This is a genomic window from Megamonas funiformis, assembly GCF_010669225.1.
Lineage (GTDB): Bacteria > Bacillota > Negativicutes > Selenomonadales > Selenomonadaceae > Megamonas > Megamonas funiformis.
Window position 1 is genome coordinate 361,308 of record NZ_CP048627.1, and the last position, 26,456, is coordinate 387,763.

At 30.6% G+C, this 26,456-nt stretch carries 24 protein-coding genes; 7 read left to right on the forward strand and 17 right to left on the reverse strand.

Going from position 1 to position 26,456, the window contains the following annotated elements:
- Positions 1 to 6: 6 nt before the first annotated feature.
- Positions 7 to 603 carry a sugar O-acetyltransferase gene (locus GXM21_RS01700; RefSeq protein WP_008538953.1) on the reverse strand — a complete coding sequence of 199 codons (597 nt, stop codon included), beginning with the start codon at positions 601 to 603 and terminating at the stop codon, positions 7 to 9.
- Between the two features lie 118 nt (positions 604 to 721).
- On the opposite strand from GXM21_RS01700, the gene GXM21_RS01705 reads away from it, so the two are divergent.
- Entirely contained in the window at positions 722 to 1,615 is an 894-nt protein-coding gene (locus tag GXM21_RS01705) for an AraC family transcriptional regulator (RefSeq protein WP_008538951.1), read from the forward strand.
- 30 nt (positions 1,616 to 1,645) lie between these two features.
- Here the strand turns inward: GXM21_RS01705 and GXM21_RS01710 are convergent, their stop codons facing one another.
- The 3 genes from GXM21_RS01710 to GXM21_RS01720 form a co-directional block, all read right to left on the reverse strand.
- Positions 1,646 to 2,263: a LysE family translocator gene (locus GXM21_RS01710; protein ID WP_008538948.1), complete on the reverse strand. Its 618-nt coding sequence runs from the start codon at positions 2,261 to 2,263 to the stop codon at positions 1,646 to 1,648.
- Positions 2,264 to 2,338: 75 nt separating this feature from the next.
- Positions 2,339 to 2,737: a GNAT family N-acetyltransferase gene (locus GXM21_RS01715; protein ID WP_008538947.1), complete on the reverse strand. Its 399-nt coding sequence runs from the start codon at positions 2,735 to 2,737 to the stop codon at positions 2,339 to 2,341.
- Between the two features lies 1 nt (position 2,738).
- Positions 2,739 to 3,368, reverse strand: a complete 630-nt coding sequence (locus tag GXM21_RS01720; RefSeq protein WP_008538946.1) for a hypothetical protein — start codon at positions 3,366 to 3,368, stop codon at positions 2,739 to 2,741.
- A 125-nt stretch (positions 3,369 to 3,493) separates the two neighbouring features.
- Here GXM21_RS01720 and speD point away from each other — a divergent pair, with 125 nt between their 5' ends.
- Positions 3,494 to 3,961, forward strand: a complete 468-nt coding sequence (gene speD, locus GXM21_RS01725; RefSeq protein ID WP_008538945.1) for an adenosylmethionine decarboxylase — start codon at positions 3,494 to 3,496, stop codon at positions 3,959 to 3,961.
- A gap of 9 nt (positions 3,962 to 3,970) precedes the next feature.
- Here the strand turns inward: speD and hydF are convergent, their stop codons facing one another.
- The 12 genes from hydF to GXM21_RS01785 form a co-directional block, all read right to left on the reverse strand.
- Entirely contained in the window at positions 3,971 to 5,164 is a 1,194-nt protein-coding gene (gene hydF, locus GXM21_RS01730; protein WP_008538944.1) for a [FeFe] hydrogenase H-cluster maturation GTPase HydF, read from the reverse strand.
- Positions 5,165 to 5,184: 20 nt separating this feature from the next.
- On the reverse strand, positions 5,185 to 6,603 hold the full coding sequence (gene hydG, locus GXM21_RS01735; protein WP_008538943.1) for a [FeFe] hydrogenase H-cluster radical SAM maturase HydG: 1,419 nt from the start codon (positions 6,601 to 6,603) through the stop codon (positions 5,185 to 5,187).
- Positions 6,604 to 6,634: 31 nt separating this feature from the next.
- Positions 6,635 to 7,708 (reverse strand): [FeFe] hydrogenase H-cluster radical SAM maturase HydE, encoded by a 1,074-nt coding sequence (gene hydE, locus GXM21_RS01740; RefSeq protein ID WP_008538942.1) that lies wholly within the window; start codon positions 7,706 to 7,708, stop codon positions 6,635 to 6,637.
- 19 nt (positions 7,709 to 7,727) lie between these two features.
- Positions 7,728 to 9,470, reverse strand: a complete 1,743-nt coding sequence (locus GXM21_RS01745; protein ID WP_008538939.1) for an NADH-dependent [FeFe] hydrogenase, group A6 — start codon at positions 9,468 to 9,470, stop codon at positions 7,728 to 7,730.
- Positions 9,471 to 9,486: 16 nt separating this feature from the next.
- Entirely contained in the window at positions 9,487 to 10,728 is a 1,242-nt protein-coding gene (locus GXM21_RS01750; RefSeq protein ID WP_008538938.1) for a complex I 51 kDa subunit family protein, read from the reverse strand.
- Positions 10,729 to 10,745: 17 nt separating this feature from the next.
- The gene (locus GXM21_RS01755) at positions 10,746 to 11,246 is read right to left on the reverse strand and encodes an NADH-quinone oxidoreductase subunit NuoE family protein (protein WP_008538935.1); all 501 of its coding nucleotides are present in this window, start codon (positions 11,244 to 11,246) and stop codon (positions 10,746 to 10,748) included.
- A gap of 246 nt (positions 11,247 to 11,492) precedes the next feature.
- Entirely contained in the window at positions 11,493 to 12,980 is a 1,488-nt protein-coding gene (locus tag GXM21_RS01760; RefSeq protein ID WP_008538934.1) for a UxaA family hydrolase, read from the reverse strand.
- A gap of 3 nt (positions 12,981 to 12,983) precedes the next feature.
- Positions 12,984 to 14,483, reverse strand: coding sequence for a tagaturonate reductase (locus GXM21_RS01765; RefSeq protein ID WP_008538933.1), 1,500 nt, complete (start codon positions 14,481 to 14,483; stop codon positions 12,984 to 12,986).
- 13 nt (positions 14,484 to 14,496) lie between these two features.
- Positions 14,497 to 15,516: a zinc-binding alcohol dehydrogenase family protein gene (locus GXM21_RS01770; protein ID WP_008538932.1), complete on the reverse strand. Its 1,020-nt coding sequence runs from the start codon at positions 15,514 to 15,516 to the stop codon at positions 14,497 to 14,499.
- Between the two features lie 187 nt (positions 15,517 to 15,703).
- Positions 15,704 to 17,542, reverse strand: a complete 1,839-nt coding sequence (locus GXM21_RS01775) for a sigma 54-interacting transcriptional regulator (protein ID WP_008538931.1) — start codon at positions 17,540 to 17,542, stop codon at positions 15,704 to 15,706.
- Between the two features lie 111 nt (positions 17,543 to 17,653).
- The gene (locus tag GXM21_RS01780) at positions 17,654 to 18,916 is read right to left on the reverse strand and encodes a nickel-dependent putative hexonate epimerase (protein ID WP_008538930.1); all 1,263 of its coding nucleotides are present in this window, start codon (positions 18,914 to 18,916) and stop codon (positions 17,654 to 17,656) included.
- A gap of 89 nt (positions 18,917 to 19,005) precedes the next feature.
- Positions 19,006 to 19,956, reverse strand: coding sequence for a C-terminal binding protein (locus GXM21_RS01785; RefSeq protein ID WP_039881341.1), 951 nt, complete (start codon positions 19,954 to 19,956; stop codon positions 19,006 to 19,008).
- 305 nt (positions 19,957 to 20,261) lie between these two features.
- Between GXM21_RS01785 and GXM21_RS01790 the strand changes: the two genes are divergently transcribed.
- The 4 genes from GXM21_RS01790 to GXM21_RS01805 all read left to right on the forward strand — a co-directional run bounded on the left by GXM21_RS01790 (position 20,262) and on the right by GXM21_RS01805 (position 24,315).
- Positions 20,262 to 21,203, forward strand: coding sequence for a sugar kinase (locus GXM21_RS01790; protein WP_008538927.1), 942 nt, complete (start codon positions 20,262 to 20,264; stop codon positions 21,201 to 21,203).
- A 20-nt stretch (positions 21,204 to 21,223) separates the two neighbouring features.
- Positions 21,224 to 22,195, forward strand: a complete 972-nt coding sequence (locus GXM21_RS01795; RefSeq protein ID WP_008538926.1) for a bifunctional 4-hydroxy-2-oxoglutarate aldolase/2-dehydro-3-deoxy-phosphogluconate aldolase — start codon at positions 21,224 to 21,226, stop codon at positions 22,193 to 22,195.
- Between the two features lie 29 nt (positions 22,196 to 22,224).
- Positions 22,225 to 23,511 (forward strand): MFS transporter, encoded by a 1,287-nt coding sequence (locus GXM21_RS01800; protein ID WP_008538924.1) that lies wholly within the window; start codon positions 22,225 to 22,227, stop codon positions 23,509 to 23,511.
- 108 nt (positions 23,512 to 23,619) lie between these two features.
- Positions 23,620 to 24,315, forward strand: a complete 696-nt coding sequence (locus GXM21_RS01805) for a FadR/GntR family transcriptional regulator (RefSeq protein WP_008538922.1) — start codon at positions 23,620 to 23,622, stop codon at positions 24,313 to 24,315.
- A 98-nt stretch (positions 24,316 to 24,413) separates the two neighbouring features.
- Here the strand turns inward: GXM21_RS01805 and GXM21_RS01810 are convergent, their stop codons facing one another.
- A complete protein-coding gene (locus tag GXM21_RS01810) occupies positions 24,414 to 25,103 on the reverse strand; it encodes a GntR family transcriptional regulator (protein ID WP_008538921.1) in 690 nt (229 codons plus the stop codon).
- Between the two features lie 227 nt (positions 25,104 to 25,330).
- Between GXM21_RS01810 and uxuA the strand changes: the two genes are divergently transcribed.
- The gene (gene uxuA / locus GXM21_RS01815) at positions 25,331 to 26,410 is read left to right on the forward strand and encodes a mannonate dehydratase (RefSeq protein ID WP_008538920.1); all 1,080 of its coding nucleotides are present in this window, start codon (positions 25,331 to 25,333) and stop codon (positions 26,408 to 26,410) included.
- The last annotated feature ends 46 nt before the right edge of the window (positions 26,411 to 26,456 follow it).

The following is a 26,456-nucleotide window of genomic DNA, read 5'->3' on the forward strand; positions in this document are numbered from 1 at the left end:
TTTTGTTTAATTTTTATTATTGATTTTACGGATAACTTTACATGGATTGCCAACAGCTAATGAATTAGGTGGTATTGATTTATTAACTACACTTCCAGCGCCAATTACTGAATTTTTACCGATAGTCACTCCAGGTAAAATTATAACACCACCACCAATCCAAACATTATCTTCTATTGTTACAGGTAAAGCATACGTATTGAAAAATGCGTGTGGATTATTATAAGACCAATTATCAAGTAGACGGTCACTAATATTTACAGGATGAGTAGCTGTATAAATTTGAACATTAGAAGCGATTAAAACATTATTGCCAATAGTTATTTTATTACAATCAACAAAGGTACAATTAATATTGATAATTACATTATTGCCAATAGAAATATGTTGACCATAATCACAATAGAAAGGTACATCAATTTTTACATTGTTACCTATTTTGGCAAATAATTCAGATAGAATATTGTCTTTTTGTATGGTATCTTCAAATTTAGTCTGATTGTATTGTTTGGTGAGTCTGCGAGCTTTAGTAATAATAGAAACTAATTCATTATCGATACAATTAAATTGTTTACCTTGTAAGCATTTAGATAATTCACTCATGAAAATATAACCTCCTGTTATTTTTCTTTATTATAATAAATGGAGATTTTTATTTGTGTTATTATATAATTAAAATATATAAATATCTTGCAAATTTTATAAAGCGAGTGAATTGAAAATGAGAGATTTATTAATAGATAAAAATAAACAAGAATTAAAGCAACATGGTAATGTAGAATTTCCTTTTAGAATAGGATATGAAGATATTTGGCAATATTATAATGGAAAATTTGCTTGTCATTGGCATAAAGAAGTAGAGTTTACATATGTATATCAAGGTAAGATGAGATATCAGGTCAATGATAAAATTTATGAATTAAAGAAAGGGCAATGTCTATTTATCAATGCGAATACTTTTCATAGAGGTGAACATATCAATAAAGAAGAATGTAAATATTTTGCAATGACTTTTAATATACATTTTTTGGCTAATGAGGAAGAATTAATTTATAAAAAATATGTATTGCCTGTTATTTATAGTAAAAATTTATCATCTTTTGTGTGTTTACCAGAAAATAAATTAGAAAAGAAAATAATAAAACAAGTAAAGTATATTGATAAATGTTACCGAAAACAGAATTTATTTTATGAATTAGAGATAAAGGAACATCTGTTAAAATTATGGCAAATTTTATGGGAAGTTTTTGAAAGTGAAATTGAAATAGATATAGATAGAAATTATTATAAACAATTAATAAAAATAAAGCAGATAACGCAATTTATACATAAACATTATGCAGAAAAGATAACTTTGCAAAATATAGCTGATAATTTACATATATCTATAAGTGATTGCAGTCATAGTTTTAAAAAGTTTATGAAAGAAAGTATATTTGAGTATATCTTGCATTATCGTATTCAACAAAGTCTTTATTTATTACAAGATAAAGAATTATCAATTTTACAGATATCTTTAAAAGTTGGATTTAGTAGTACTAGTTATTATAGTAAATTATTTAAAAAGTATATGAAAATGACACCTAAAGAATATAGAAAGCTCTTGAAAAGTTAGAGGTATTTCTAAAATCAAGAGCTTTTTAAATTAACTTATGATTAGGGCTAAGCTGATAAAGAGTAAAACAATACCTTGAATATAGCCCATTATTTTGTTGAAGTTTTTTACGTTTAAAATATAGTCACGGACTTTGCCAGCACAGATAGCGACTAGGGAAAATATTATAAGTGTTTGTAAGCCAAAGATAAATCCTAAAAATGCAATTTGAAGGCTGACACTATCAGAATTTAAATTGACAAATTGAGGTAAGAAGGCTAAGAAAAATAATAATACTTTAGGATTTAAAACATTCATGATGAGCCCACGACGATATAATTTAAAAAAGGAAGTACTATTATTTACAGCATTTAATTTTAAATTGCCTTGAGCATGGAATGCTCCCCAAGCAAGATATAATAAATAAGCAGCACCAATATATTTTAAGGTGGCAAAGGCAAGTGGTGATTGTTGAATGATAGCAGCAACACCAATGATTACAAGTGTTGTATGAAAGATAAGACCAGTCGTTAAGCCTAGGGCTAAGCTAATACCAGCTTTAGTGCCATCAGCTAGACTTTTAGCAAGTAAATACATGATATCTGGGCCAGGTGCTAAAGTCAGTAGCACAGAAGCTATCAAAAAATATAAAAGAGTAGTTAATTCCATAGATAAACACCTCGATATGTATAAAATAAAACCGCACTTAAGTTAATAAATGCGGTTTTGTATTAGTATTATAAATTAACGAGCTAATACTTTAGCACCATCTAATACATTAAATCCTAATTTGGAGAAGAAGGAAGCATGGAAATCATCTGGAGCAAAAGCAAAAAGATAAGGATAATTTTCGTATTTAGCTTTTACTTGAGCAATTAATTCATCATTGATGCCTTTACCACGATAGTTTGGTGCAACAACAAGATAGCGAATATAAGCTGTCATTTTGCCATCATCAACTACAGTGATAAGTGCAGCAAGTTCATTTGTATCTTTATCCCATGCAGAAACTACAGTGCCTGCATTGTTGATAGCTTCAACTAATGTTTCTTCGTATTTAGCATCAGGATTACCAGATACTGTGAAGAAATCTAAAAGAGTTTTTGCATCAAAATTTTTTTCTTGAGAGTAAGTGATATTCATATTATAATTCACCTTTCTTTATTTTTATTGATTGTTTTAATAGCGATTTTAGTTCAGCTTTTTTATTGAGATTTGATGAAGCATCTTTAGCAAGTTCAGTTAACATTCCCCATGTAGAGATTTCATCAAAATATTGACGTCTATCAGAGATTTTAAATGTTTTATTCAATGGGCGATAATATACCCAAAGGTTTACTGATATATAACTATTTAAAAGCGGAGAACCATCTAAACGAGAGATGGAATGATAATAATGTTGATACATAGTAGGGATAGTATAACCAACTACGACATCAGCATCTAATAAATCAGCTGTATCTTTTAGTGTATCAAGATTTTGATTATAAGTAAAGTTGGATTGTTTTATCGCAGAATAAATACTGTTTTCATCAATATATTCAACTGCTTGTAAAGTATCATTTAGAGGAATATACATTTCTTGGGTTAAATTGTTATAGAGTAATTGATTGACATCTGGATAGCGTTGGCTACTGGAAAGCGTAGGTAAAATAGCCACTTTCAATGTCTGTTTTTGGGGTGTTTCTTGTTTGATAATGTCTTGAGCAAAACCTATTTGCATAAAGCAAAGATAACAGCAAAAGCATATTAAAGTCATAACTTTTTTTAACATAAAAATCACTCCTTAAAGCTAATATATTCTATAATTATTATATATTATTAATCGATTGATATATATAATAATTTTTATAGCTATGATATAATATTAGTAAATTTTAAGGCAGGGAGAGAAGCGATGTGAAGATTTTAGCTAGACAATTAACTGTAGATATGTACGATTGTAAAAATAAAGATTTAAGTAATTATGAAGATTTGCGTGAGTCCTTGGACATGGCGATGAATATGGCTGGATATACACCGATAGAAGTTCGTGCTCAACTATGGAATGAAGAACAAGCTATTGTATTTATTTTACTTCAAGAAGGTCATGCAGTAGTGCGTACGTATCCAAAATTAAAATATGTTGCTAGCGATGTATTTATTTGCCAAGAAGATGGTAAACCTGAAAAAGCAATTAAGGCTTTGAAAAAATTAATGAAGCCAGAAAAAATAAGAATGACTTATTTAAAACGTGGCGATTTTGGTACGGTCAAAGATGTTAAACCACGTATAAAAATTCGTATTGCACCACTTAGACCACTTCGCAGTATAAAAAATAAAGGTGCTAAAGTTATTAAAACTGTAGCACGCAGAATAAAATTATAATTTATGAAATTAAAAATCAGAAAATACATGTAAGGTTCTATTTAAAATGCCGTGAATATAGGCAATAGTAGTACCGTAATTGCTCATGGGTATATTTTGCTCATGAGCTTTTTTTAATCTTGATTGCATTTCCGCTTGATTGAGCATACAGCCACCGCAGTGAATGATTAATTTATATTTAGATAAATCATCAGGAAATTCTGTGCCAGAGGTAAAAATAAATTCTGGGTTGGCTTTAGTATAATTTTTTATCCAATTAGGTAATTTCACAGTGCCGATATCATCACATTGGCGGTGATGTGTACAGCCTTCAGCAATTAAAATTTTATCATCATCTTTGATAGTATCTAAGACTTTAACAGCATTTACTTGTCGCTTTAAATCTCCTTTATAGCGGGAAAAGAGAATTGAAAAAGAAGTTAATTCTATATCTTGAGGAACGATTTTATTTACTTTGCCAAAAACTTGGCTGTCCGTGATGATGAGTTTTGGTTTAGTTTTTAGATTGGCTAAAGTATTTTCTAAATTATCATCTTGAGTCATGATGGCAGTAGCACCAATATCGAGCAATTCGCGAATTACTTGTTGTTGAGGTAAAATAAGTCGCCCTTTAGGAGCTGCTTTATCAATAGGAATTACCAAAATTACAGTATCTTTGGGATTTACGATATCTTTTAAGATAAATTTTTCTTGTTTAGTTTTGGCTACTTGTACAAGTTTAGATTTTAATTCTTCAATACCTGTTTTTTCTTTGGCACTGATATATACATATTGTTTAATATTTTCATTTTTAGGTTTGAAATCAGGCACTAAATCGACTTTATTATAAGCTACGATATAGGGAATGTTTTTATCAGTGATTAATTTTAAAATATCTCGGTCAAAATCGGTAAAATCTAAAGTAGCGTCAATGACTAAAATAGCGATATCAGTTTTATTTAAAATTTGTTTAGTTTTTTCTATACGCAATTTGCCAAGTTCGCCAATATCGTCAAGACCAGCTGTATCAATGATATTTACAGGACCAAGTGGTAAAAGTTCCATGGCTTTATGCACTGGGTCTGTTGTCGTTCCTTTGATTGGAGAAACTACAGCGATATTTTGATTAGTTAAGGCATTCATAATGCTAGATTTACCAGCATTACGAATACCAAAAAAAGCGATATGGGTGCGATTGGCAAATGGAGTTTGATTTAAATCCATAATATACACCTTATTTTTTATTAAAATCTGAAATCACGTTGACCTTCAGCGATTAAATGAAGTTGTTTAGTTACGATATCGCGAACTTTATCGCTTTTAATTTGCGCTAATTGTTCATGAATTAATTTATAGCCTACTTGTTTTGTATCATCACTAGCATAATCGCAAAGATATTCTTTAAGTGTCATTAAAGCGTTAGGTAAACAGCAATTGGAGATTTGACCACTTTTGCATAAGCTCATAAATCTATCTCCTGTTCTACCTTCGCGATAGCAAGCTGTACAGAAGCTAGGTACAAAACCTAATTTCATAAGCCAATTTACGACTTCATCTAAGGAGCGATTATCGCTTACATCAAATTGGCTGGAATTTTCTTCGGGAGCTTCTTTTTCGGCATAGCCACCAACGCTAGTGCGAGAGCCACCACTGATTTGAGAGATACCAAGTTGCAATACTTTTTCACGACAAGCTTGGCTTTCACGAGTGGAAACAATCATGCCAGTATAAGGAACAGCAATGCGGATACAAGCTACGATTTTGGCAAAAGTATCATCATCAATACCATTATTAAAAGTAGATGGATCGATATCATCAGCACGACGGATACGAGGAACGCTGATAGTATGAGGACCTACGCCAAAGCGTGCTTCGAGATGTTCTGCGTGCATGAGTAGACCTGCAAATTCATAGCGATATTTTTCTAAGCCAAATAATACGCCACAGCCAACATCATCAATGCCACCTTCCATAGCTCTATCCATAGCTTCTGTATGATAAGCATAATTATGCTTTGGCCCTGTTGGGTGAAGTTGTTCATAGCTTTCTTTATGGTAAGTTTCTTGGAATAAAATATAAGTGCCGATACCTGCTTCTTTTAATTTGCGATAATTTTCAACAGTTGTAGCAGCAATATTGACATTGACACGGCGAATAGCACCATTTTTATGTTTTATGCTATAAATAGTTTTGATGCTTTCAAGTACATATTCGATAGGATTATTTACTGGGTCTTCGCCTGTTTCTAAAGCAAGGCGTTTGTGTCCCATATCTTGAAGGGCGATAACTTCGCGTTTGATATCTTCTTGAGTTAATTTTTTTCTAGCAATATGTTTATTTTTAGCATGATAAGGGCAATATACACATCCATTAACACAGTAATTAGAAAGATAAAGTGGCGCGAATAGAACAATTCTATCGCCATAAAAATCATCTTTAATTTTTTTTGCTAGAGCGAAAATTTCTTTATTGAGTTCAGGAATATCACAAGCTAAAAGCACAGAAGCTTCACGGTGAGAAAGACCTTTTTCAAGTTTTGCTTTAGCTAAAATTTCAGTGATTAAAGCTTTATCATGTTTATGTTCATCAGCATAAGCAAGAGTAGATAAAATTTCTTCATGATTGATAAATTCTTCTGCTTTAGAGGATTTTGGATTGTACAAATCTATCAACTTCTTTCTTTAGAAATATATATTAAGACATTAAGCTATCTCCTCTACTAGAGGTTACATGATAGCCATGTTCTTGCAAGGCATTTGTTAATTTTATGATACCTTCTAAAGATTCGCCACCTGTTATTTTTTTATTATTATATAAAGTATAAAGTGAACGAATATTTAAAGGTGAGATATTAGGCATGATGACATTAGCGCCAGCTTCAAGACCTTTTATAGTTCCATTCGGAGCTAATGTGGCAAGTGCAGTTGTTGCTGGCAATAAAACTTTAGGCAGTAATAAACGAATTATAGCCAAGATGACTAAAGTCAAATCAACGCTACCTGCCGTTTTATCTTTAAACGGTGTTTGTTCATGCGGAATAAAAGGGCCAGTGCCTATCATATGAGGTTGAAAATCACTTAAAAATTCTAAGTCAGTCAATAAATCAGCTAAAGTTTGATATGGCGAGCCAATCATCATACCAGCTCCCACTTGATAGCCAATATCTTTTAAATTTTTTAGGCAGTTTAAGCGATTATTTAAATCCATTTTTGCTGGGTGAAGTTTTTGATAATGTGAAATATTAGCTGTTTCATGACGAAGCAAATATCTATCTGCTCCAGCGTCAAAATATTTTTGATAGCTTGCTCTTGTCTTTTCACCGATGGATAAAGTGATAGCACATTCGGGATATTTATTTTTTATTTCTTTAATTATTTGTATCATTTTATCATCAGAAAAATACATATCTTCGCCTCCTTGTAAGACAAAGGTGCGAAGATTATTTTTATAGCCTATTTCACAAGATAATAATATTTCTTCTAAAGATAGGCGATAGCGAGTAGCTTTATGATTAGAACAGCGAATACCGCAATAATAGCAATCATTTTTGCAGTAATTGGTAAATTCAATAAGACCGCGCAAAAAGACATTATGTCCGTATGATTTTTCACGAACAAAGCGAGCCGCTGCAAATAGATATTTGCTAAGCGGCCCTGCATAGGCTTCTTGAGATAATTCATCAAGAAGTTTTTTTATTTTTGATTTATTAAATTGGGGATTGATGACTAAATCATCAATAATGTTTAATGAATTTAATTTAGTTTCCATAATGAATTATTTCAATAAATTATTTTTCAAAATCAAATTGTTTTTTACGTGCTTGGTAATGAGTATGCAATAATTTATGAGCAATTTCACTACCTGGTTTTTCAAGAAAATCTTTATAGAGTTGTTTTAAATATGGATTTTCATGAGATTTACGATATTTAGTATTTTTATCTATTTGATAGATGGATTCCATACGTTTTTTATTTACTTCCATAGTAGTGCCTATTGGTTGACCACCGCCACCTAAGCAACCACCTGGGCAAGCCATTACTTCAATGAAATCATATTTACATTCGCCAGCACGCAATTTATCCATGAGGATTTTAGCATTATTTAAAGTATGAGCTACAGCGATGTTGATAGTTTTATCGCCAATATTGATTTGAGCTTCTTTGATACCATCAAAACCGCGAACAGGAGTGTATTCAACATTTTTCATTTCTTCTCCTGTGAGCCATTCGTAAGTAGTACGAAGTGCAGCTTCCATAACGCCACCAGTAGCACCAAAGATAGCAGCAGCACCTGTAGCAGTACCCATAGGATTATCAAATTCACTTTCAGGAAGATTTTCAAAATCAATACCGATATATTTAATGAGTTTGATTAATTCACGAGTTGTCAATACTGCGTCAGTATCAGGACGACCATCATGAGCCATTTCAGGACGAGTGATTTCATATTTTTTAGCGATACATGGCATGATTGCTACAGTGAAAATATTTTTAGGGTCGAGATTTTCTTGTTTTGCATAATGTGTTTTAGTGATAGCGGAGAAAATCTGCATAGGAGATTTTGTAGTAGATAAATGGTCTAAAAGGTCAGGATAATGTTTTTCCATATAATTTACCCAACCAGGACAGCAAGAAGTAGCCATTGGCATTTTTTTGCCAGATTTTATGCGTTCGATTAATTCATTAGCTTCTTCAGTGATAGTGAGGTCAGCACCGTAGTTTGTATCAAATACTTTATCAAAGCCAATCATGCGAAGTGCAGTAACCATTTTTTTAGTTACGATAGAGCCTTTTGGCATACCGAATTCATCGCCTAAAGCTATACGCACACTTGGAGCTGTTTGAACGATAACAGTTTTATTAGGGTCGAAGATGGCATCAAGAACACGGTCAGTATCATCTTTTTCTACTAATGCACCTACAGGGCAAGCAAGACTACATTGTCCGCAAAGCACACATTTTGTATTATCAAATTCAGCATCAAATGGAGTTGTTACATGAATATTTGTACTGCGTCCAGCAAAACCTAAAACTTCAATACCTTGAATTTCTTTACAAGCACGGATACAACGACCGCATTTAACGCATTTTTCAGGGTCATGTACTAAGCTTGGATTAGCACCACGTTTTTCGATATGTTGACCAACATGAGGAATGTTTGGACGAAGTACATTGAAACGGCTACAGAGTTGTTGAAGCACACAGTTGCCATTACGAGGACAAGTCAAGCAATTTTCTTCATGGTCAGCCATGATTAATTGCAAAATACCACGTTGAGTATCGCGTACAACTTTTGTATCAGTGAATACTTCCATACCTTCCCAACATTCAGTAGAGCAAGCTGCAAGTAAACGGCGTTGACCGACAACTTCTACAGAGCAGATACGGCAACGTGCTTTGATGCGTTGATCAGGATGATAACATAAATGGGGAATATCTATATGAAGCATTTGAGCTGCTTGTAAAATTTTAGTGCCTTTTTTTACACTTATAGGCATATTATTTATTTTAAGATTAATTAACTCTTCCATTAACTTCCAATTCCTCCTAGTTTTTTATTTTAAACGTATCAGGGAAAATTTTCATAGCGGATTTTAAAGCGTTTTGAGCTGTTTCTCCTAAACCACAAAGTGAAGACATAGGCATAACTTTGGCAAAAGTTTGCATAGTTTCTAAGTCTTCTTGTGTATGAGTTTGAGCTTTGATTTTATCTAAGAACATTTTGATATGGCGGTTACCTTCTCGACATGGAGTGCATTGACCACAACTTTCATGTAAAAAGAAATCTTGAGTATAACGTAAGAAATCTATTACAGAAGTACGTTCATCGATTACAAGAATAGAACCAGAGCCGATGACTAAATCATGTTCTTTGAAATCTTCATAAGTATAAGGAACATCTAAAATACTATCATCAGCTATTTTTCCAGAAGCACCACCGAATTGAATGAGGCGAATTTTGCGATCACCTTGAATACCACCAGCTAAATCGTAGATGATTTCACGGATTGTAGTACCGAATGGAATTTCATATACACCAGGTTTTTTTACGTTACCGCCAACGCTTACAAGTTTTGTACCTAAGGATTCACCTACACCGTATTTCATGTAAGTTTTAGCACTATCACGAAGTAAATGAGGTACGATAGATAAGCTTTCTACGTTATTCATGCAAGTAGGGCGAGCGAATAAACCACTTTGTTTCATAAATGGTGGTTTCATGCGAGGGCGACCAGCTTTACCTTCCATAGAGCGGATAAGAGCAGTACCTTCACCACAAACGTATGCGCCAGCACCAGAATAGAGATGAATTTTGTAATTCCAACCAGTGCCTAAAATATTTTCACCTAAAAAACCATTTTCTTCAGCTTGTTTGATAGCATTTAAAAGGCGAGGGCGGAATCTGCTATATTCTGAACGCATATAAATATAACCATCTTCAGCATTTACTGCCCAACCAGCAATGATGATGGCTTCAATTAGATTGAAAGGGTCATTTTTTATTAATTCACGATCTTTAAAAGTACAAGTTTCCCCTTCATCAGCGTTACAAATTACACAATGATGAGGACGTTCTACAGCACGAGCTTGAGACCATTTACGTCCCATAGGATATGCTGCACCACCGCGACCTTTGATTTTTGCTTCAGTTAATAAACTAGCAATATCTTCTTTATCCATAGTAATTGCTTTTTTCAAAGCAGAAAAACCACCGATATTCATATATGATTCAATGGAAAATACATCATATTTACCAAAATTTTCAGTTATGTATTTTACACTACTCATGAAAATACCTCCGTTTCTTAGATGAATTTTTGTAATAAATCTCTAATTTTTTCTTCGCTGTCTAAATGACCATATACTGTGCCGTTTATTTTTACTGCTGGAGCAACATCACAAGCACCAAAGCAAGATACTTTTTCTAAAGTGAATTTACCATCATAAGTTACAGTATCAAAATCAATATTTAAAAGACGACGCAATGTATCAATTAAGAATTCATTATTATTTACTTTACAAGCGATGCTATCGCATACTTCAATTGGGTAACGTCCACGAGGTTTATCAGATAAAGTATCGTAGAAAGTTATACAGTCATAAATGACAGAAAGTTTTACGTTAGGAAGTTTTTCTACAATATAGTAAGCTACAATTTTAGGAATATAATGTTGGGGAATTTGTTCTTGAACTTCTACTAGAATACCAACAATTTGAGTGTAATCATAATCGTGAGCTTGTAAGATATTATCAATTTTTTCTTTGAGTTCATCTGTTAGCTCAAATTTTGTGCTATCCTCAATCATGTCATCAACCTACCTTTATATAATATATACAGATAATAATTTTACTTAACTGACTAAATAAAATTTATGTTAGTAATATATTAACATAATTTAGATTTAGAGTGAATATAAAAAAGTGTAAACTTTACAATTAAATTAAGAGTGTAAAAAATAAGAGCATTGATTAATATAATGCTCTTATTTTTTACATTTTATTAGTTGATTTTTTATTCAGATAAATTTATTTTAAATAATAATATATTACTATTATTCAGTAATACCATCTTTCATTATAGCTATTTCATTGAAATGCATTTGTTCAGATTTTGTTAATTTACCTGAAATAATAGTTAATATATAATCAAATAGTTCATTACGAAGTTTTTCCATAGAGGATTTTTCAATTAATTCGCCTGCATTAAAGTCAATCCATTTGGATTTATGCTGTGCTAATTTACTATTGGTTGCTATCTTAATAGTAGGAACAATTGTACCCCATGGTGTACCACGTCCTGTAGAGAATAAGATTATTTGACAGCCAGAAGCTGCTAAAGCTGTTGTAGATACTGAATCATTGCCAGGAGCATTTAATAATTGAAGACCTACTTTATTGATAGTATCGCCATAATCTAATACATCAACAATAGGAGCATGACCACCTTTTTGAACACAGCCCAAAGATTTGTCTTCTAAAGTAGTAATTCCACCAGCCTTATTACCTGGAGAGGGATTATCAGATATAGGTTGGTCATAACGTTTAAAATATTGTTTAAAATTATTGATTAAATCCACCGTTTTGTGAAAAATATCTTCATTAATAGCTCTATTCATTAATAAAGTTTCAGCACCAAACATTTCAGGAACTTCAGTAAGCACAGTAGTAGCACCACTACCAATAGCTAAGTCTGACAATTCACCAATTAAAGGATTAGCTGTAATGCCAGAAAAGCCATCAGAACCACCACATTTTAGACCAATGCGTAGTTTACTAATAGGACAAGTAGTTCTAGTGTATTTATTGGCAAATGTAGCTAATTCTGTTAGTAGTTGCTTCCCGATGATATCTTCATCTTCAACTTCTTGAGTTACTAAAAATTTAACACGGTCAGAATTGTAATTACCAAGAATTTTTTTAAATTCAGTTAGATTATTGTTTTCACAGCCAAGACTGATGACTAATACTGCACCAGCATTAGGATGATTAACAATATCAGCTAAAATTTTTTGAGTCATTTGATAATCTTTGCCGATTTGTGAACAACCATAAGGGTGAGTAATGCCAATACAGTCATCAATATTAGGATAATTTTTTATTAATTCTTTACCGATTTTTTCAAGGTAACGAACGGTACTGGTAACGCAATTTACTGTAGGTACAATCCATAAATTATTACGAATGCCAACATCACCATTTTCTCGTTGATAACCTTTGAAGGTGCAGTTTTCAATTTTAGGTAAATTTGATATTTTTGTCGGCTTGTAGCTATAATTTAAGATTTTTCCTAAGTTAGTTTTTAAGTTATGTGTATGCACATGAGAACCAGCTATAATATCGTCTGTAGCATGACCAATAGAGAAGCTATACTTGATAATTTGTTCATCTTTGTTGATATTTTTTAAGGCAATTTTATGACCAGCAGGGATATTTTCTTTTAAAATGATATCATGCTCATCTATTTGTATTATTTTACCTTTGGTTAAATCAGTTAGAGCAACAGCGACATTATCTAATTTATTGATTTGTAAGATGTCCATAGATTATTCCTCATTTAATAATAATGATTGCATGATTTGTTTGATATTTTGTGTATCAATGGCATAAAGATATTTACTAACATCATTAATAAGTTCAGGGTAAGTAGTTAAATTTATGCCCCATAAATTAGTATCACCTAAAATTTCATTAACAACTACAGTGGCAGATTCTTGAGTTTTAGCATAATATTTCCATGCGGAAGTTAATTTTTGAATAGCATACTCATCATCAGTTAACTCACAAGTTGTACCATTATGTTCAATATAGAAATGATTTCCATTAATTTTAGAAGTATTATATAAAGTTATATAAGCGGCGAAACTAAAACTTAAATTTTGTGAGAATGTATGGAATTTATCATGATACTCTAAAATAGAAGGTAAAACTCTAGCTTTAAATTTTGATGTACAATTAAGTAAAATACTTGATAATTGATGCTTGATAAATGGATTTTGGAAACGTTCAATTACAGCATTAGCAAAATCAATGAGCATTTCTTTATCCATAGAAATTGACGGCAAAATATGATTATTTATGGTTTGTTGGGCAAATTTACCAGTGATTTGGTCATTCATCATTTCAGCTACAGTATTTAATCCAGCGAGAAAACTAGCTGGAACGTTAGCTGTATGCCCACCGTTTAAAAGGCGAACTTTGCGCTGGCGGTATTGGGAGATATCGTTTTCAATAACGACATTTAATCCACTATTTAATAGTGGTAATTTTTCATTTAAACTAGTATCTCCTTCAATAGCTAAGAAATGGAATGGTTCACCACAAGCGATAAGTATATCATTATAACCTAATTCTTGGGTAAGGGTTTCAATTTCATCTTTAGGATAACCACTAACTACTCTATCTACTAAAGTATTGTAGAATTTATTGTGGGCATTAAGCCAAGTGATGAAGTCAGAAGGTAATTGCCATTGTTTACAGTATTTTAAGATTATACTTTTGAGTAATTGACCATTATTTTCTAATAATTCACAAGGAATAATATACATTCCTTTTGTTGCATCACCATGAAAATATTGATAGCGATGATAGAGAAATAAGGTTAATTTAGCAGGGAAAGAAAGTGGAGGTGCCATTGTGGCTGTATCTTGATTGTTATAGGTAAGTCCCGCTTCAGTAGTATTGGAAAATACAATTTCGATTTCAGGGTTTTCAGCACATTTTAAAACATCTTGCCAATTAGTGTAAGGATTGATACCACGACTGATAGAGGAGATGATTTCTTTAGTATTTACAGTTTGACCGTCTTGAATACCACGTAAAATAGTAGTAAATAATCCGTTTTGAGTATTTAATTTACCGACCACTTTGCCATGAGGTGTTGGTTGAATAGCAACTACACTACCATTGAATTTATTTTGATTATTTAATTGTTGAATAATCCAATCCATGAAGGCACGAATAAAATTACCTTCGCCAAATTGAATGATTTTTTCAGGTCGTTTACAGATTAATTCAGGAAAATTATCAGCATTTAATTTATTCATTATTTACACCAACTTAAAATTTGATAACAACTTTTAGCATTGAAGCAACATTTTTAGAGAAATCTTGGAAAGCTTTATCAGCCTCGTCTAAGTTATAAGTATTAGTAACGATTTTTTCTAAATCAACTTTTCCAGATTTTACTAAATCGATTAATTCTAAGAAATCTTTTTTCAAAGCATTGCGAGAACCATAAACATTTAATTCTTTTTTCTGAAGCAAAGTGAAGTCAAATTCATGAGTGCGTTTACCTACACCTATTTGTACCATACGAGCACCAAATGCCGCAGCATCAATACAAGCTTGGAAGGTAGATGGTAGACCTACTGCTTCAATGGTTACATCAAAATAATTGCCATTAGTGATTTCTTCAACACGTTTAATAAAGTTTTCTGGGCTATCATTTAAAATACCATCATCAAGACCGAAAGTTTCAATGGCATAATTCATTTTATTTTCTGCTACATCAGAAATATAAACTTTAGCTCCTTTAGCCTTAGCAGCTACAGCAGCAAGAACACCAATTGTACCAGCACCGATTACTAAAACTTTATCATTAGGCTGAATATTTGCTCGGCTGATACCATGATAGCTAATACAAAATGGTTCAATAAGTGCTAATGTTTTTGCTGATAATCCTTTACCATCATAGATACGTTCAATAGGCATTGTTATATATTCAGAAAAAGCACCATCACGTTGTGCGCCCATGGTTTCATTACTAGTGCAACAGTTAACAAGACCACGTTGACAAGAATAACAGTGACCACAGTTAAAATATGGATTACAAGTTACAATCATACCAGGTTTTAAGTTGCGGTCATTATCACCAATTTCGATGATTTCTGCGGAAAATTCATGTCCAGGAATACGTGGATAGGAAGCATAAGCAAATGTTCCACGATATGTACCTAAATCACTACCACAAATTCCACCATATAATATTTTAAGTAAAGCTTCTCCTTGTTTACGTACAGGCATAGCTTGTTCAATAATTTCAACTTCACCAGGTTTATTAATAATAATGGTTTTCACCTAAATCACTCCATTTAAAAATTTTTCTAATATTATATAATGCAAATAGTATGCCAATTTTAAATTTTTAACTGATTTAGTTTGAATTACTTAATTTTTAAAGATTTTTATAGCAAAAAACGATTTATAGTAAAAAAAAGAAATAGCTATATTTCATAAAAGAAATACAACTATTTCATATTTGAAATTATTTAGTTTTTCGCCATAAGGTAACTTTGCTTATACCTAATAAATGGCAAATTTCATCATTAGAATAATTTTTATCAATTAATTGCTGAATAATAGTTTTTTCCATATTTTTTAAATTATTATTTATAGGTAAAGTTAACATAGAAGTGTTAGATGATGAAATATCATTAACATCATCTAATATATGTTTAACATCATCTAAAGAAATATCGTTTTTGTAAATAAAAGCAAGAACTTCTGCTACATTTTTTAATTCACGAATATTGCCATTCCAAGGATAATTAAGTAAATAACGATTTATTTCTGTAGCGAGATTTTTAGTTGATATTTGACCATATTTATTTAAATAATAATCCAATAATAAAGATATATCTTCTGTACGTTCACGTAATGGTGGTAGGGTAATGCGCAGTACATTGATACGATAATACAAATCTTGGCGGAATTTGCCTTCATGAATGAGTTGTTTAAGATTTTTATTAGTGGCACAAATTAGACGAATATCTATAGGGAGTATTTTATCATCGCCAATACGCATGATTTCACGCTCTTGCAGTACACGAAGTAATCTACTTTGAATATCTAGTGGTAAATCTCCGATTTCATCAAGAAAAATAGTACCTGTATGAGCCATTTCAAATAGACCTTTTTTACCAGATTTTCTAGCGCCTGTGAATGCTCCTTCAACATATCCAAATAGTTCTGATTCAATAAGTGTTGGTGGGAGTGAAGCGCAGTTTACAGAAACAAATGGTTTGTCGTGGCGTTGACTGGCATTGTGAATACTTTGTGCCAGACCTTCTTTGCCTGTGCCTGTTTCACCATATATTAGGATATTAGAGTTAGATTGGGCAAATTGTTTAGCTGTAGTTAGAAGTTTTTCCATTTTGGGAGATTTATATAAAATATCGTTAAAGGTTTTTTTAGCATAAAGACCTTTTTGATAGAGTGCTACTTGAATTTTACGAGCAGTCTTTTCAATTAAATTTACTTTTTGGAAAATCAAGATTTGATTATTTAATTCATTATTAATATCTAAAGAAATAACATCTAAAAGTAATTTTTCATTATTGATATCTAAAATTTTGCCTTTATACATAGTTAGATAATTATTAAGTTGAGCAGTTCCTTTTTTTCCGGCAAGAACCGTATTATTATTAAGTATCTCTTTACCTAGTTTATTGTAAAATATAGGTTGTTTATTTAGATTATAGACAATAATACCCTCGTTTATATTGTCTATAATGCTTTGCAATGTTTGCAAGCGAAGCTGTTTTTTCTGTTGTTTGTTGGCAAGGATTAATGCCTCATTAATGGCTTTCCTTATAGAGATGATATCAGATTCAATATATATACTGTTTTTAATATTATATTTTTTGGCAAGTTCAACAGGCTTAATATCACCAATAATTCCATCAATATTTTTAGGTAATAGATTTTCAATAATTTTGGAAACATCTTCATCGTTTGAATAGGGACAAATTTTTACACTTGTTTGGTGAATGTTAATAATAGAGCTTTCTGGTTCAATTATATTGTTATTAGAAATAATAGCGATATTTTTACAACCGGCTAGGTGAAGTTTTTCTATAGATTTTAAAATATTAGTAAGAGAAATACCAATATCAACTATAATTTTATTTGTGTATTTTTTTAAATCACGAACAGTACCACCACGGCTGATGATAATAGATGTAGATTCTGATTGTTTGGCTATATTTACGGCAATTTTATTTTTAGCTACAATTAATGGTATAGATAAATTCATTTCTATCAAGGTTTTTTTGGCAATAGAAGCAATTTCTTCATGAGGGGCAATAAAAAGAATAGAATTCATATAAAAGCTCCTTTAATAAAATAAATATAATTATTATTTTAGCTAATTTAACAAAATAAAACAAAGGAGAATTAAGATTTTAATCTTAATTCTCCTTTATTTTATTTATATTTAAGGTAAACGCCAAAGTCCAGTAGCAGGATTTTTAATAAAATAAATTTCTTCACCATCAGGCATTATTTGCCATCCATCGGATAATTTATCAGGATTATATCTTTTTATAGCATCATCAATATTCATATAATTAAAGCCTACGCTTTCGATTTCTGTTTTACTTATTAACTTTGGATTAACAGCATAAGTAATAGAAAATCTATCATCAGAAGAACCGTGAATTAAGTGTGCGGGAACCATTAATTGATTAGGAAATTTATTTTCATTATACAGTTTTAAAATTTTTGTTCTACCAATATAGCCATATTTACGAATGACTTCATCAACTTCAGCATTTTCTCCAAAACTGTGAATACCAGGAGCCAACAATAATAATTCTCCACCATCAGCAATAGCCATACGAGAACGATAAATACCTTTATTACCTACCCATGTGGTTTTTAATTCCATAGGATTTAGATAAGCAACAACTTTTTTTGCAGGTTTATTTAAATAGGTGATATTAAGTTTTTGTGATAATTGAACAGCTTGTTCGTAAGCTTGGCGGCTGGTACCAATGTATAAACCATTTAAATTAATAGTATCATCTTTATTTGTGGTAGTAACTGTTAGAATATATACTAGAGGTTTATTTTTTAAATAATGTTTTTGAGCATAATCAAAGACTTGACGTGCTGGTGCGTGGTCATTGCCAAGAGCTTTTTCAATACCACATATAGCACCGAGCATATGGCTTTTATTTATCATTTGGCGACCGCCAATACCTACAAAAATATTTTTACTATAATTAGCCATACCAACAACTTCATGTGGAACAACTTGTCCTATAGATAAAATTAAATCATAATCGTCTTCCCAAAAATATTTATTAACTTCAACATCAATAGTATCGTTAAATAGATTATTAGATATTTTGGCTACAAAGTCTTTAGGAACTTCACCTATCTTTATAGTATCTGATTGCCATTTATGATGTAAAAAATTAGCTTTAGGAATATCACCATACATTTTAATGCGTTCTTCGTCATTAATCATTGCATGAGTACCTAATGCGGGCATAATATCAATTTTTACATTAGTAGATAATTTTTTATAAATTATTTGGGTAATATCACCAGCTTTAGAAAAACAACGTGTAAAATCTGGCGGAATAATTAGAATTTTTCTTAAATTATCATACTGCTGTAATAATTTATCTATAGCTGTTTCAATATCATAATTAGATAAATTTTTAGTAGATGATAAATAAATTTCATTCATGGAATTTATACCTCCTTATTAGTAAATAGACTATCGATTAATAAGTTAATCGATAGTCTATTTATTTAGTTACATTAAGAATAAGATTTTTATTTCAAATGATTTATTGGATAACGAACAGTATGTTCTTTTAAAAAGCTAACACATTCTTCTGCAACTTTACGTTTTAATTCTAAGGCAGCTTCTTCAGAATACCATGCCATATGTGGTGTAGCTAAATAATTATCTAAAGTAAATAATTTATTATTTGGCATCATAGGTTCTGTTGCTGCACAGTCAATGGCAGCTCCAGCTATTTCTTTATTTACAAGTGCATCATAAAGGTCATCTTCGTTAATAATTCCACCACGAGCTACATTAATGATAATAGCATTATTTTTCATCATTTTAAATGTTTCATCATTAAATAGGTTTTTATTTCCATCTGCTGGAATATGAAGGGATATGATATCAGATTCTTTGATAACATCTTCTAAAGATTTTATTTTTATAAATTTAGTATTTTCATTTTCTTTATAATATGGGTCATAACCGATAATATTGTATTCTAGAGCATGAGCTTTAATAGCAAAATTTCTGCCAATACGACCTAAACCAATAACACCAACTGTTTGTGTGGAAGCACGATGTATTGGAATAGAATGAGCATAGTCCCATTTTGTGCTTTTAGTGAAATTGTTCATAAGCACGATTTTTCTGGTCATAGCCATCATTAAAGCAATAGCATGGTCAGCAACTTCATTCATTCCATAATCGGGTACATTACAAATTTGAATATTATGTTTAGTCGCTTCTTCTATATCAATAGTGTCAACACCTACACCATAACGAACGACCATTTTTAATTTTGGTAAAGCGTCCATAACTTTTTTTGTAATATGTGCATATTGAACAATAAGAGCATCAGCATCTTGGCATTGAGAAATAACATCTTCTTCAGAATGGCATTGTTTTAGCTCAAAATCGATTTGAGCAGTATTTAGAATTTTGGTTTCCATATCAATATTATCATGATCGCAATCAGTAATAATAACCTTCATCATAATCACTCCAATTCATCATATGTATTATAAAAATATAATAAAATATTAAAATAGAAAAGTCAAGAAGTTTAGAAAAATATAATTATAAATATACTGATTTTATATTTTAAAATGTATAAAACAGTAAATAGATATTGTTTTTTTGGAGAAAAATAGAAAAATGATTAATAAAAATCTGAAATATAAAAAAAGAATGAAAAAAATATTGCATATAAAAATATAATATGATATCATATTATCAAAATTGATATGATGAATTATAGAAAATCGTTAGATGATTTTAGAGGTGGGAGGATAAACTAATGCAAAGTGGATTAATTTTAGTTGGTGAGCCTATGGGATTATTGATTGCCCAAACTGAAGGCAGTTTAAATAATGTTAGTAGTTATGATTTAGCAGTAGCAGGTGCAGAATTTAATGTAGCAATAGGTACAGCAAGATTAGAACATAAAGTTACATATATGACTAAATTGGGTGATGACCCTTTTGGAAAACGTATTACTACAGTATTAAAAGATAATAAAATTGGTGATGAATTTATATCTTTTTCTAAAGAACGAGCTACTGGTTTTATGTTGAAAGGTAGAACTAGTGTAGGAGATCCAGAAATTTTTTATTTTAGAAAAAATTCTGCTGCATCAACATTAAATGAAGATGATGTAGAAAAAATAGATTTATCAAATTATGGTTATATTCATTTGACTGGTATTTTACCAGCTTTATCAGAAGATACTAAGAAAGCTACATTTTCTTTAATTAAAAAGGCTAAAAAACAAGGTTTATTTATAAGTTTTGATCCTAATTTACGTCCTCAATTATGGAAATCTCAAGAAGAAATGATACAAACTATTAATGAATTAGCATCATATGCAGATTTAGTTTTACCAGGGCAGGCAGAAGGAAAAATATTAATTGGCACAGATGATGAAAAAGAGATTAATGATTTTTATTTACAAAATGGAGCTTCTATTTGTGTAACTAAATGTGGAAGTAAAGGGGCATACGTATCTACTAAAGATGGAGAAGGTTATATGGTAGAAGGTTATAAAGTGGAAAAAGTTGTTGATACTGTGGGGGCTGGTGATGGATTTGCAACAGGCGTAGTTACTGGTTTAATGGAAGGATTAACTTTATCGGAGGCAGTTAAACGAGGTACAGCAATTGGGGCAATTCAGGTTATGAGTCGTGGCGATAATGAAGGTTTACCAACTAGACAAGAGTTAAAAGATTTTATGAATAAATAATTTTAAAGGAGTTTTTATTTATGATTAGTAAGAATATACAAAAAATTTTTGATATAGGTTTAGTACCTTTAATTGTATTAGATGATGTAGAAGATGCTGTTCCTTTAGGAAAAGCTTTAGTTGCTGGTGGTATACCTGTAGCAGAAGTTACTTTCCGTACAGAGGCAGGTGGTGCTGTTATAGAAAAGATGACTCAAGAAGTACCTGAAATTCTTGTAGGTGCGGGTACTGTTCATGATGTGGAACATGCTAAAGAAGCTGTAGAAAAAGGTGCTAAATTTATTGTGACACCAGGATTTAATTTAGATGTAGTCAAATGGTGTGTAGATAATAATATAGATGTAATTCCAGGAACTGTAGCACCTAGTGATATTGAAGCTGCAATGAATTTAGGATTATCAGTATGTAAATTTTTCCCAGCAGAAGCATATGGTGGAGTAAAAACTTTAAAAGCTTTAGCTGGTCCTTATGCTGATATAAAATTTATGCCTACTGGTGGAGTCAGCGAAAATAATATGAATGAATATTTAACATTATCTAATGTAGGAGCTATTGGTGGAAGTTTTATGACTCCTTCAAAATTAGTTAAAGAGAAAAAATGGAATGAAATTACTGAGGTTTGCAAAGCTATTGTGAAAAAAATGTTAGGTTTTGAATTGGCACATGTAGGTATTAATACAAAAGATGCTAATGAAGCTAATAATATAGCTAATACTTTAGGAAATGTATTTTTACAAGAAAAAAGAGAAACTTCTGGTGCATATTTTAGTGGTGATGTAGCAGAGGTAGTAAAAGGCTCGTTTTTAGGCGAACATGGCCATATTTGCATTGATACAATTGATATGCCACGAACTATTGCATATTTGAAACGTATTGGCGTGGAATTCAATAATGAAACTTGGGCTAAAGATGACAAGGGGAATATTATTAACGTTTATTTAAAAGATAGTATAGGTGGTTTTGCTATACATGTTAGAAGAAAAGCTCAGTAATACTTTTTTTAATGAAAAGAGGGTCTTTTATGGAATTAAATACAAATAAGAAAACTAACTATAGGTGGATTGTATGTGGTTTTTTATGGGTAGCAGTTGCTGTAAACTATGTTGATAGGACTGCATTATCAGCAGCAACACCTATTATTATGAAAGAATTTAATATTGATGGTACAGAAATGGGTATTATCATGGCAGCTTTTTTCTGGGCATATGCTTTGTTACAAGTTCCTATGGGATATATTGCTGATAAATTTGGACAACGTATAGTATATTCAATAGCTGTTGCATGGTGGTCAATTGCTCAAATGTGCATTGCAGTATGTAGTTCTTTATTTGGTTTTGTTACAGCTCGACTATTTCTTGGTGTAGGTGAAGCTGGTTCTTATCCATGTAATGTTGGTGTTGTTTCTAAATGGTTTCCAAAACATGAGCGTTCTAGGGCTACTGCCATTTTTGATAGTGCTTCTAAATTTGGTAATGCTTTTGCAATGCCGGTAGTTGTTGGTCTTATTACTATGTTTACATGGCATGCACCATTTTTAATTTTTGGGGCTATTGGTATTGTTTGGGCTATTTTATGGTGGTTTTTCTATAATGATCCACGTAAATCTAAATATACAAATAAAGCAGAAGTGGCTTATATTGAACAAGATGGATCTGCTGTAATTGAAGATGTAAATTGCAAGTCAACAATGAAATGGTACCAATTGTTAAAATATAGAAATGTTCAAGCAATGTGTTTAGGATTCTTTATTTTGAATTATATTTTATACTTTTTTATTACATGGTTTCCAACATATCTTGTAGAAGAACGTGGTATGCAATTTTCTCAAATGGGTATGGCTGCTTCAGTACCATTTATTGCAGCAGTTTGTGGTTCTCTTATTGCAGGTATATTAGCAGATAAACTTTTAATGAAAGGTTGGTCTGTAACAAAAACTCGTAAAACTTTATTAGTAATTGGTATATTATTAGCAACTTCTGTAGGTTTTGCAGCATTTGTAGAATCAAATGTAATTGTAATTGCTTTATTGGCAGTAGCTAATTTTGGATGTGCTGTTACTGGTGCTATGCAATGGTGTTTAGCAAGTGATGTTGCTCCTAAAAATATGAGCTCTCAATTGGCAGGAATTCAGAATTGTGTAGCAAATTTTGGAGGAGTAGCAAGTCCAATTGTAGCAGGAGCTATTTTATCTGCAACTAATTCATTTCAGATTGCTTTATATACTTATGGTATTACAGCTGTAATTGGTGCACTTATTTATGGATGTTATTTAGGAAAAATTGAACAAATAAAAGTACCTGAAAAGTAAAATTCATAATAAAATAGGAGCTTATAGAAAGGCATTTCTATAAGCTCCTATTTTTATTTATATATTTATGATAAAATAATTTTAATTAAGTAAATGAGGAGTGGTTTTATGACTACATCATTAGTTAATATAACAATAAACAAAATATTAAATTTAATAAAAAATGAAAATCTTAAACCAAATGATAAATTGCCAACAGTTGAAGAATTATCAACGAAATATAATGTAGGTAGAAGTACTATAAGAGAAGCTCTAAAAGTATTAGCTACTCAAAATATAATAACAATAAAACAAGGTTCAGGAACATTTATTTCAGAACAACAAGGTATGAGTAAAGATCCTTTAGGGTTAGAATATATTAGTGATGATATAAATATAATTTTTGATATGGTAACGTTACGTTTGATTTTTGAACCAGAAATGGCAGCAATGGCAGCGCAATTTGCAACAAGAAAAGATATTCAATATATAAAGGATTGTTGCTATGAGGTGGAAAATTTAATAAATGAGGGAAAAGATTACTATAAAGAAGATGCAAATTTTCATGTAGCTATAGCTAAAGCTAGTGGAAATAGTATAATTCACAAAATTACGCAAGTAATACATTCTTCAATAAAAAAGAATATTTTTATGACAGATAATACTTTATGTAAAGATACAATTGTTTTTCATAAAAGAATAATTGATTGTATTGAAAATGGAGATATAAGTGGAGCTAAATATGCAATGATAAATCATTTAGATGCACAACGAAGATTTTTAATAGATAATTACAAATATAAATTGACAAGAAAACAACTATAATTTAAAATGATGAGCTATAATTATTGTATCTTTAAGCAATAAAGACCTAAATAAATTTATTATAAATTTATTTAGGTCTTTATTATTTTGATATATTATTATTCAAAATAATCAGGATAAATAGTTTTTAATTCTTCAATATCACCAATAACTTTATTAATATGTTCAGTTATTATTTTATTACCTAAAACAGAATCATGATTTAAAATAGCTTCTACTATTTGTTGATGTTGAGTAAATAATAAATCAATTTCATTATTTTTAGAATGTAAATCTAAGACTCGGGAACGTATATAATTTAAATTAGTATTTTGCATTAACTGCCAAATATTAGGTTTTTCACATCCGGAAAAGATGATAGAATGCATTCCATTATCTAATTCAAAAAAGCGACTATAATTTTTTATTTTTACACAAGTTGATTGTTCTTCTAAGCAATCTATGATTTTTTGTTGATATTCAGGGGGAAACTTTTCACAGGCTAATTTCATAACTGCTTGTTCAAGTGTAACACGTAAAAATCTAAATTCAGCAATTTGAGAAGTGTTTATTTTAGAAATATAAGTTCCTCTTTGAGGAAGTACTTCTAATAGTTGTTCTTGAGATAGTCGAATAAAAGCTTCTCGGACTGGTGTTCTACTTATAGATAAAGTATCAGAAATTTCTTTTTCAGATATTTTATCCCCAGGTTTTAGCTTTAATTTTAATATGTTTTCACGTAAGGTACGATAAGCATATTCACGTACAGATTCATTTTCTTTAAATAGAGATAAAGTTAATGTTGTCATAAAAAATCCTCACAATATAAGTAATATATAATTACAGTAATATGTATGTTTTTTATTATAACAGATGAATTTAATTAATAATAGTATAGAATTGTTTATTGATTTTGAAATTTTTTTATAATAATACTTGAAATTGATATACTTGTATGGTAGTATATAAGTAATAAAAGACAGAAAATTTAAAATTAATGATTTATTTTAAATAAAAAATAAGGAGATTAGATAACATGAGAATGACTTTTCGTTGGTATGGTAAGAAAGATGATAAAATCACATTACAACAAATTCAACAAATCCCAGGTATGGATGGAATTGTAGGAGCTTTATTTGATGTACCAGTAGGGGAAGTATGGCCATTAGAAGATTTATTATCAATAAAAGAAGATGCTAATAAATATAATTTAGATTTTAAAGATATCGAAAGTATAAATGTTCATGAAGATATTAAATTAGGGTTACCATCAAGAGATAAATATATAGAAAATTATATTATATCTTTAAGAAATGCAGCTAAAGCAGGTATTAAAGTAGTTTGTTATAATTTTATGCCTATTTTTGATTGGACAAGAACAGATTTAGCATTACCTTTATATGATGGTTCTACAGCTTTAGCATACGATTATCGTTTAATAGCTGGAAAAAGTCCTCAAGATATGGCAAGAGAAATATTAGATAATTCTAATGGTTTTGTACTTCCAGGTTGGGAACCAGATAGATTAGAAGAACTATCAAAATTATTTGAACAATATGAAGGTATGGATGAAGATAGATTAAGAAAAAATTTAGAGTATTTCTTAAAAGCTGTTGTACCTGTAGCAGAAGAATGTAATATTAAAATGGGAATTCATCCAGATGATCCACCAATTTCTGTATTTGGTTTACCTAGAATTGTAAAAAATGAAGAAGATTTAGATAAAATTGTTAATATGGTAGATAGTGAAAGTAATGGATTAACCATTTGTACAGGTTCTTTAGGATCTAATTTAAAAAATGATATTCCACATATTATTCGTAAATTTGGTGCTAAAAAAAGAATTGCATTTATGCATGTAAGAAATATTCAAGTACATGAACCTTGGGTGTTTAACGAAGTAGCACATAAATCTAAACATGGGTCTTTAGATATGTTTGAAATTATGAAAGCATTATATGATGTAGATTTTGATGGACCAATTAGACCAGATCATGGACGAATGATTTGGAATGAAGAAGGTAGACCAGGATATGGTTTATATGATAGAGCATTGGGTGCAAATTATCTTTGTGGTCTTTGGGATTCGATTAATAGAATATACGGTGCAAAATAGAATTTAAAATATGATAACTATAGGGATTTTAGACAAATCTCTATAG

Coding starts and splice junctions, on each gene's coding strand:
- GXM21_RS01745 (WP_008538939.1), bottom strand. CDS start 9,470: ATGGAAGAGTTAATTAATCTTAAAATAAATAATATGCCTATAAGTGTA.
- GXM21_RS01705 (WP_008538951.1), top strand. CDS start 722: ATGAGAGATTTATTAATAGATAAAAATAAACAAGAATTAAAGCAACAT.
- uxuA (WP_008538920.1), top strand. CDS start 25,331: ATGAGAATGACTTTTCGTTGGTATGGTAAGAAAGATGATAAAATCACA.
- GXM21_RS01790 (WP_008538927.1), top strand. CDS start 20,262: ATGCAAAGTGGATTAATTTTAGTTGGTGAGCCTATGGGATTATTGATT.
- GXM21_RS01780 (WP_008538930.1), bottom strand. CDS start 18,916: ATGAATGAAATTTATTTATCATCTACTAAAAATTTATCTAATTATGAT.
- GXM21_RS01795 (WP_008538926.1), top strand. CDS start 21,224: ATGATTAGTAAGAATATACAAAAAATTTTTGATATAGGTTTAGTACCT.
- GXM21_RS01775 (WP_008538931.1), bottom strand. CDS start 17,542: ATGAATTCTATTCTTTTTATTGCCCCTCATGAAGAAATTGCTTCTATT.
- GXM21_RS01720 (WP_008538946.1), bottom strand. CDS start 3,368: ATGTTAAAAAAAGTTATGACTTTAATATGCTTTTGCTGTTATCTTTGC.
- hydF (WP_008538944.1), bottom strand. CDS start 5,164: ATGGATTTAAATCAAACTCCATTTGCCAATCGCACCCATATCGCTTTT.
- GXM21_RS01760 (WP_008538934.1), bottom strand. CDS start 12,980: ATGGACATCTTACAAATCAATAAATTAGATAATGTCGCTGTTGCTCTA.
- GXM21_RS01765 (WP_008538933.1), bottom strand. CDS start 14,483: ATGAATAAATTAAATGCTGATAATTTTCCTGAATTAATCTGTAAACGA.
- GXM21_RS01785 (WP_039881341.1), bottom strand. CDS start 19,956: ATGAAGGTTATTATTACTGATTGCGATCATGATAATATTGATATGGAA.
- GXM21_RS01750 (WP_008538938.1), bottom strand. CDS start 10,728: ATGAGTAGTGTAAAATACATAACTGAAAATTTTGGTAAATATGATGTA.
- GXM21_RS01700 (WP_008538953.1), bottom strand. CDS start 603: ATGAGTGAATTATCTAAATGCTTACAAGGTAAACAATTTAATTGTATC.
- GXM21_RS01755 (WP_008538935.1), bottom strand. CDS start 11,246: ATGATTGAGGATAGCACAAAATTTGAGCTAACAGATGAACTCAAAGAA.
- GXM21_RS01800 (WP_008538924.1), top strand. CDS start 22,225: ATGGAATTAAATACAAATAAGAAAACTAACTATAGGTGGATTGTATGT.
- GXM21_RS01805 (WP_008538922.1), top strand. CDS start 23,620: ATGACTACATCATTAGTTAATATAACAATAAACAAAATATTAAATTTA.
- hydE (WP_008538942.1), bottom strand. CDS start 7,708: ATGGAAACTAAATTAAATTCATTAAACATTATTGATGATTTAGTCATC.
- GXM21_RS01710 (WP_008538948.1), bottom strand. CDS start 2,263: ATGGAATTAACTACTCTTTTATATTTTTTGATAGCTTCTGTGCTACTG.
- GXM21_RS01810 (WP_008538921.1), bottom strand. CDS start 25,103: ATGACAACATTAACTTTATCTCTATTTAAAGAAAATGAATCTGTACGT.
- GXM21_RS01715 (WP_008538947.1), bottom strand. CDS start 2,737: ATGAATATCACTTACTCTCAAGAAAAAAATTTTGATGCAAAAACTCTT.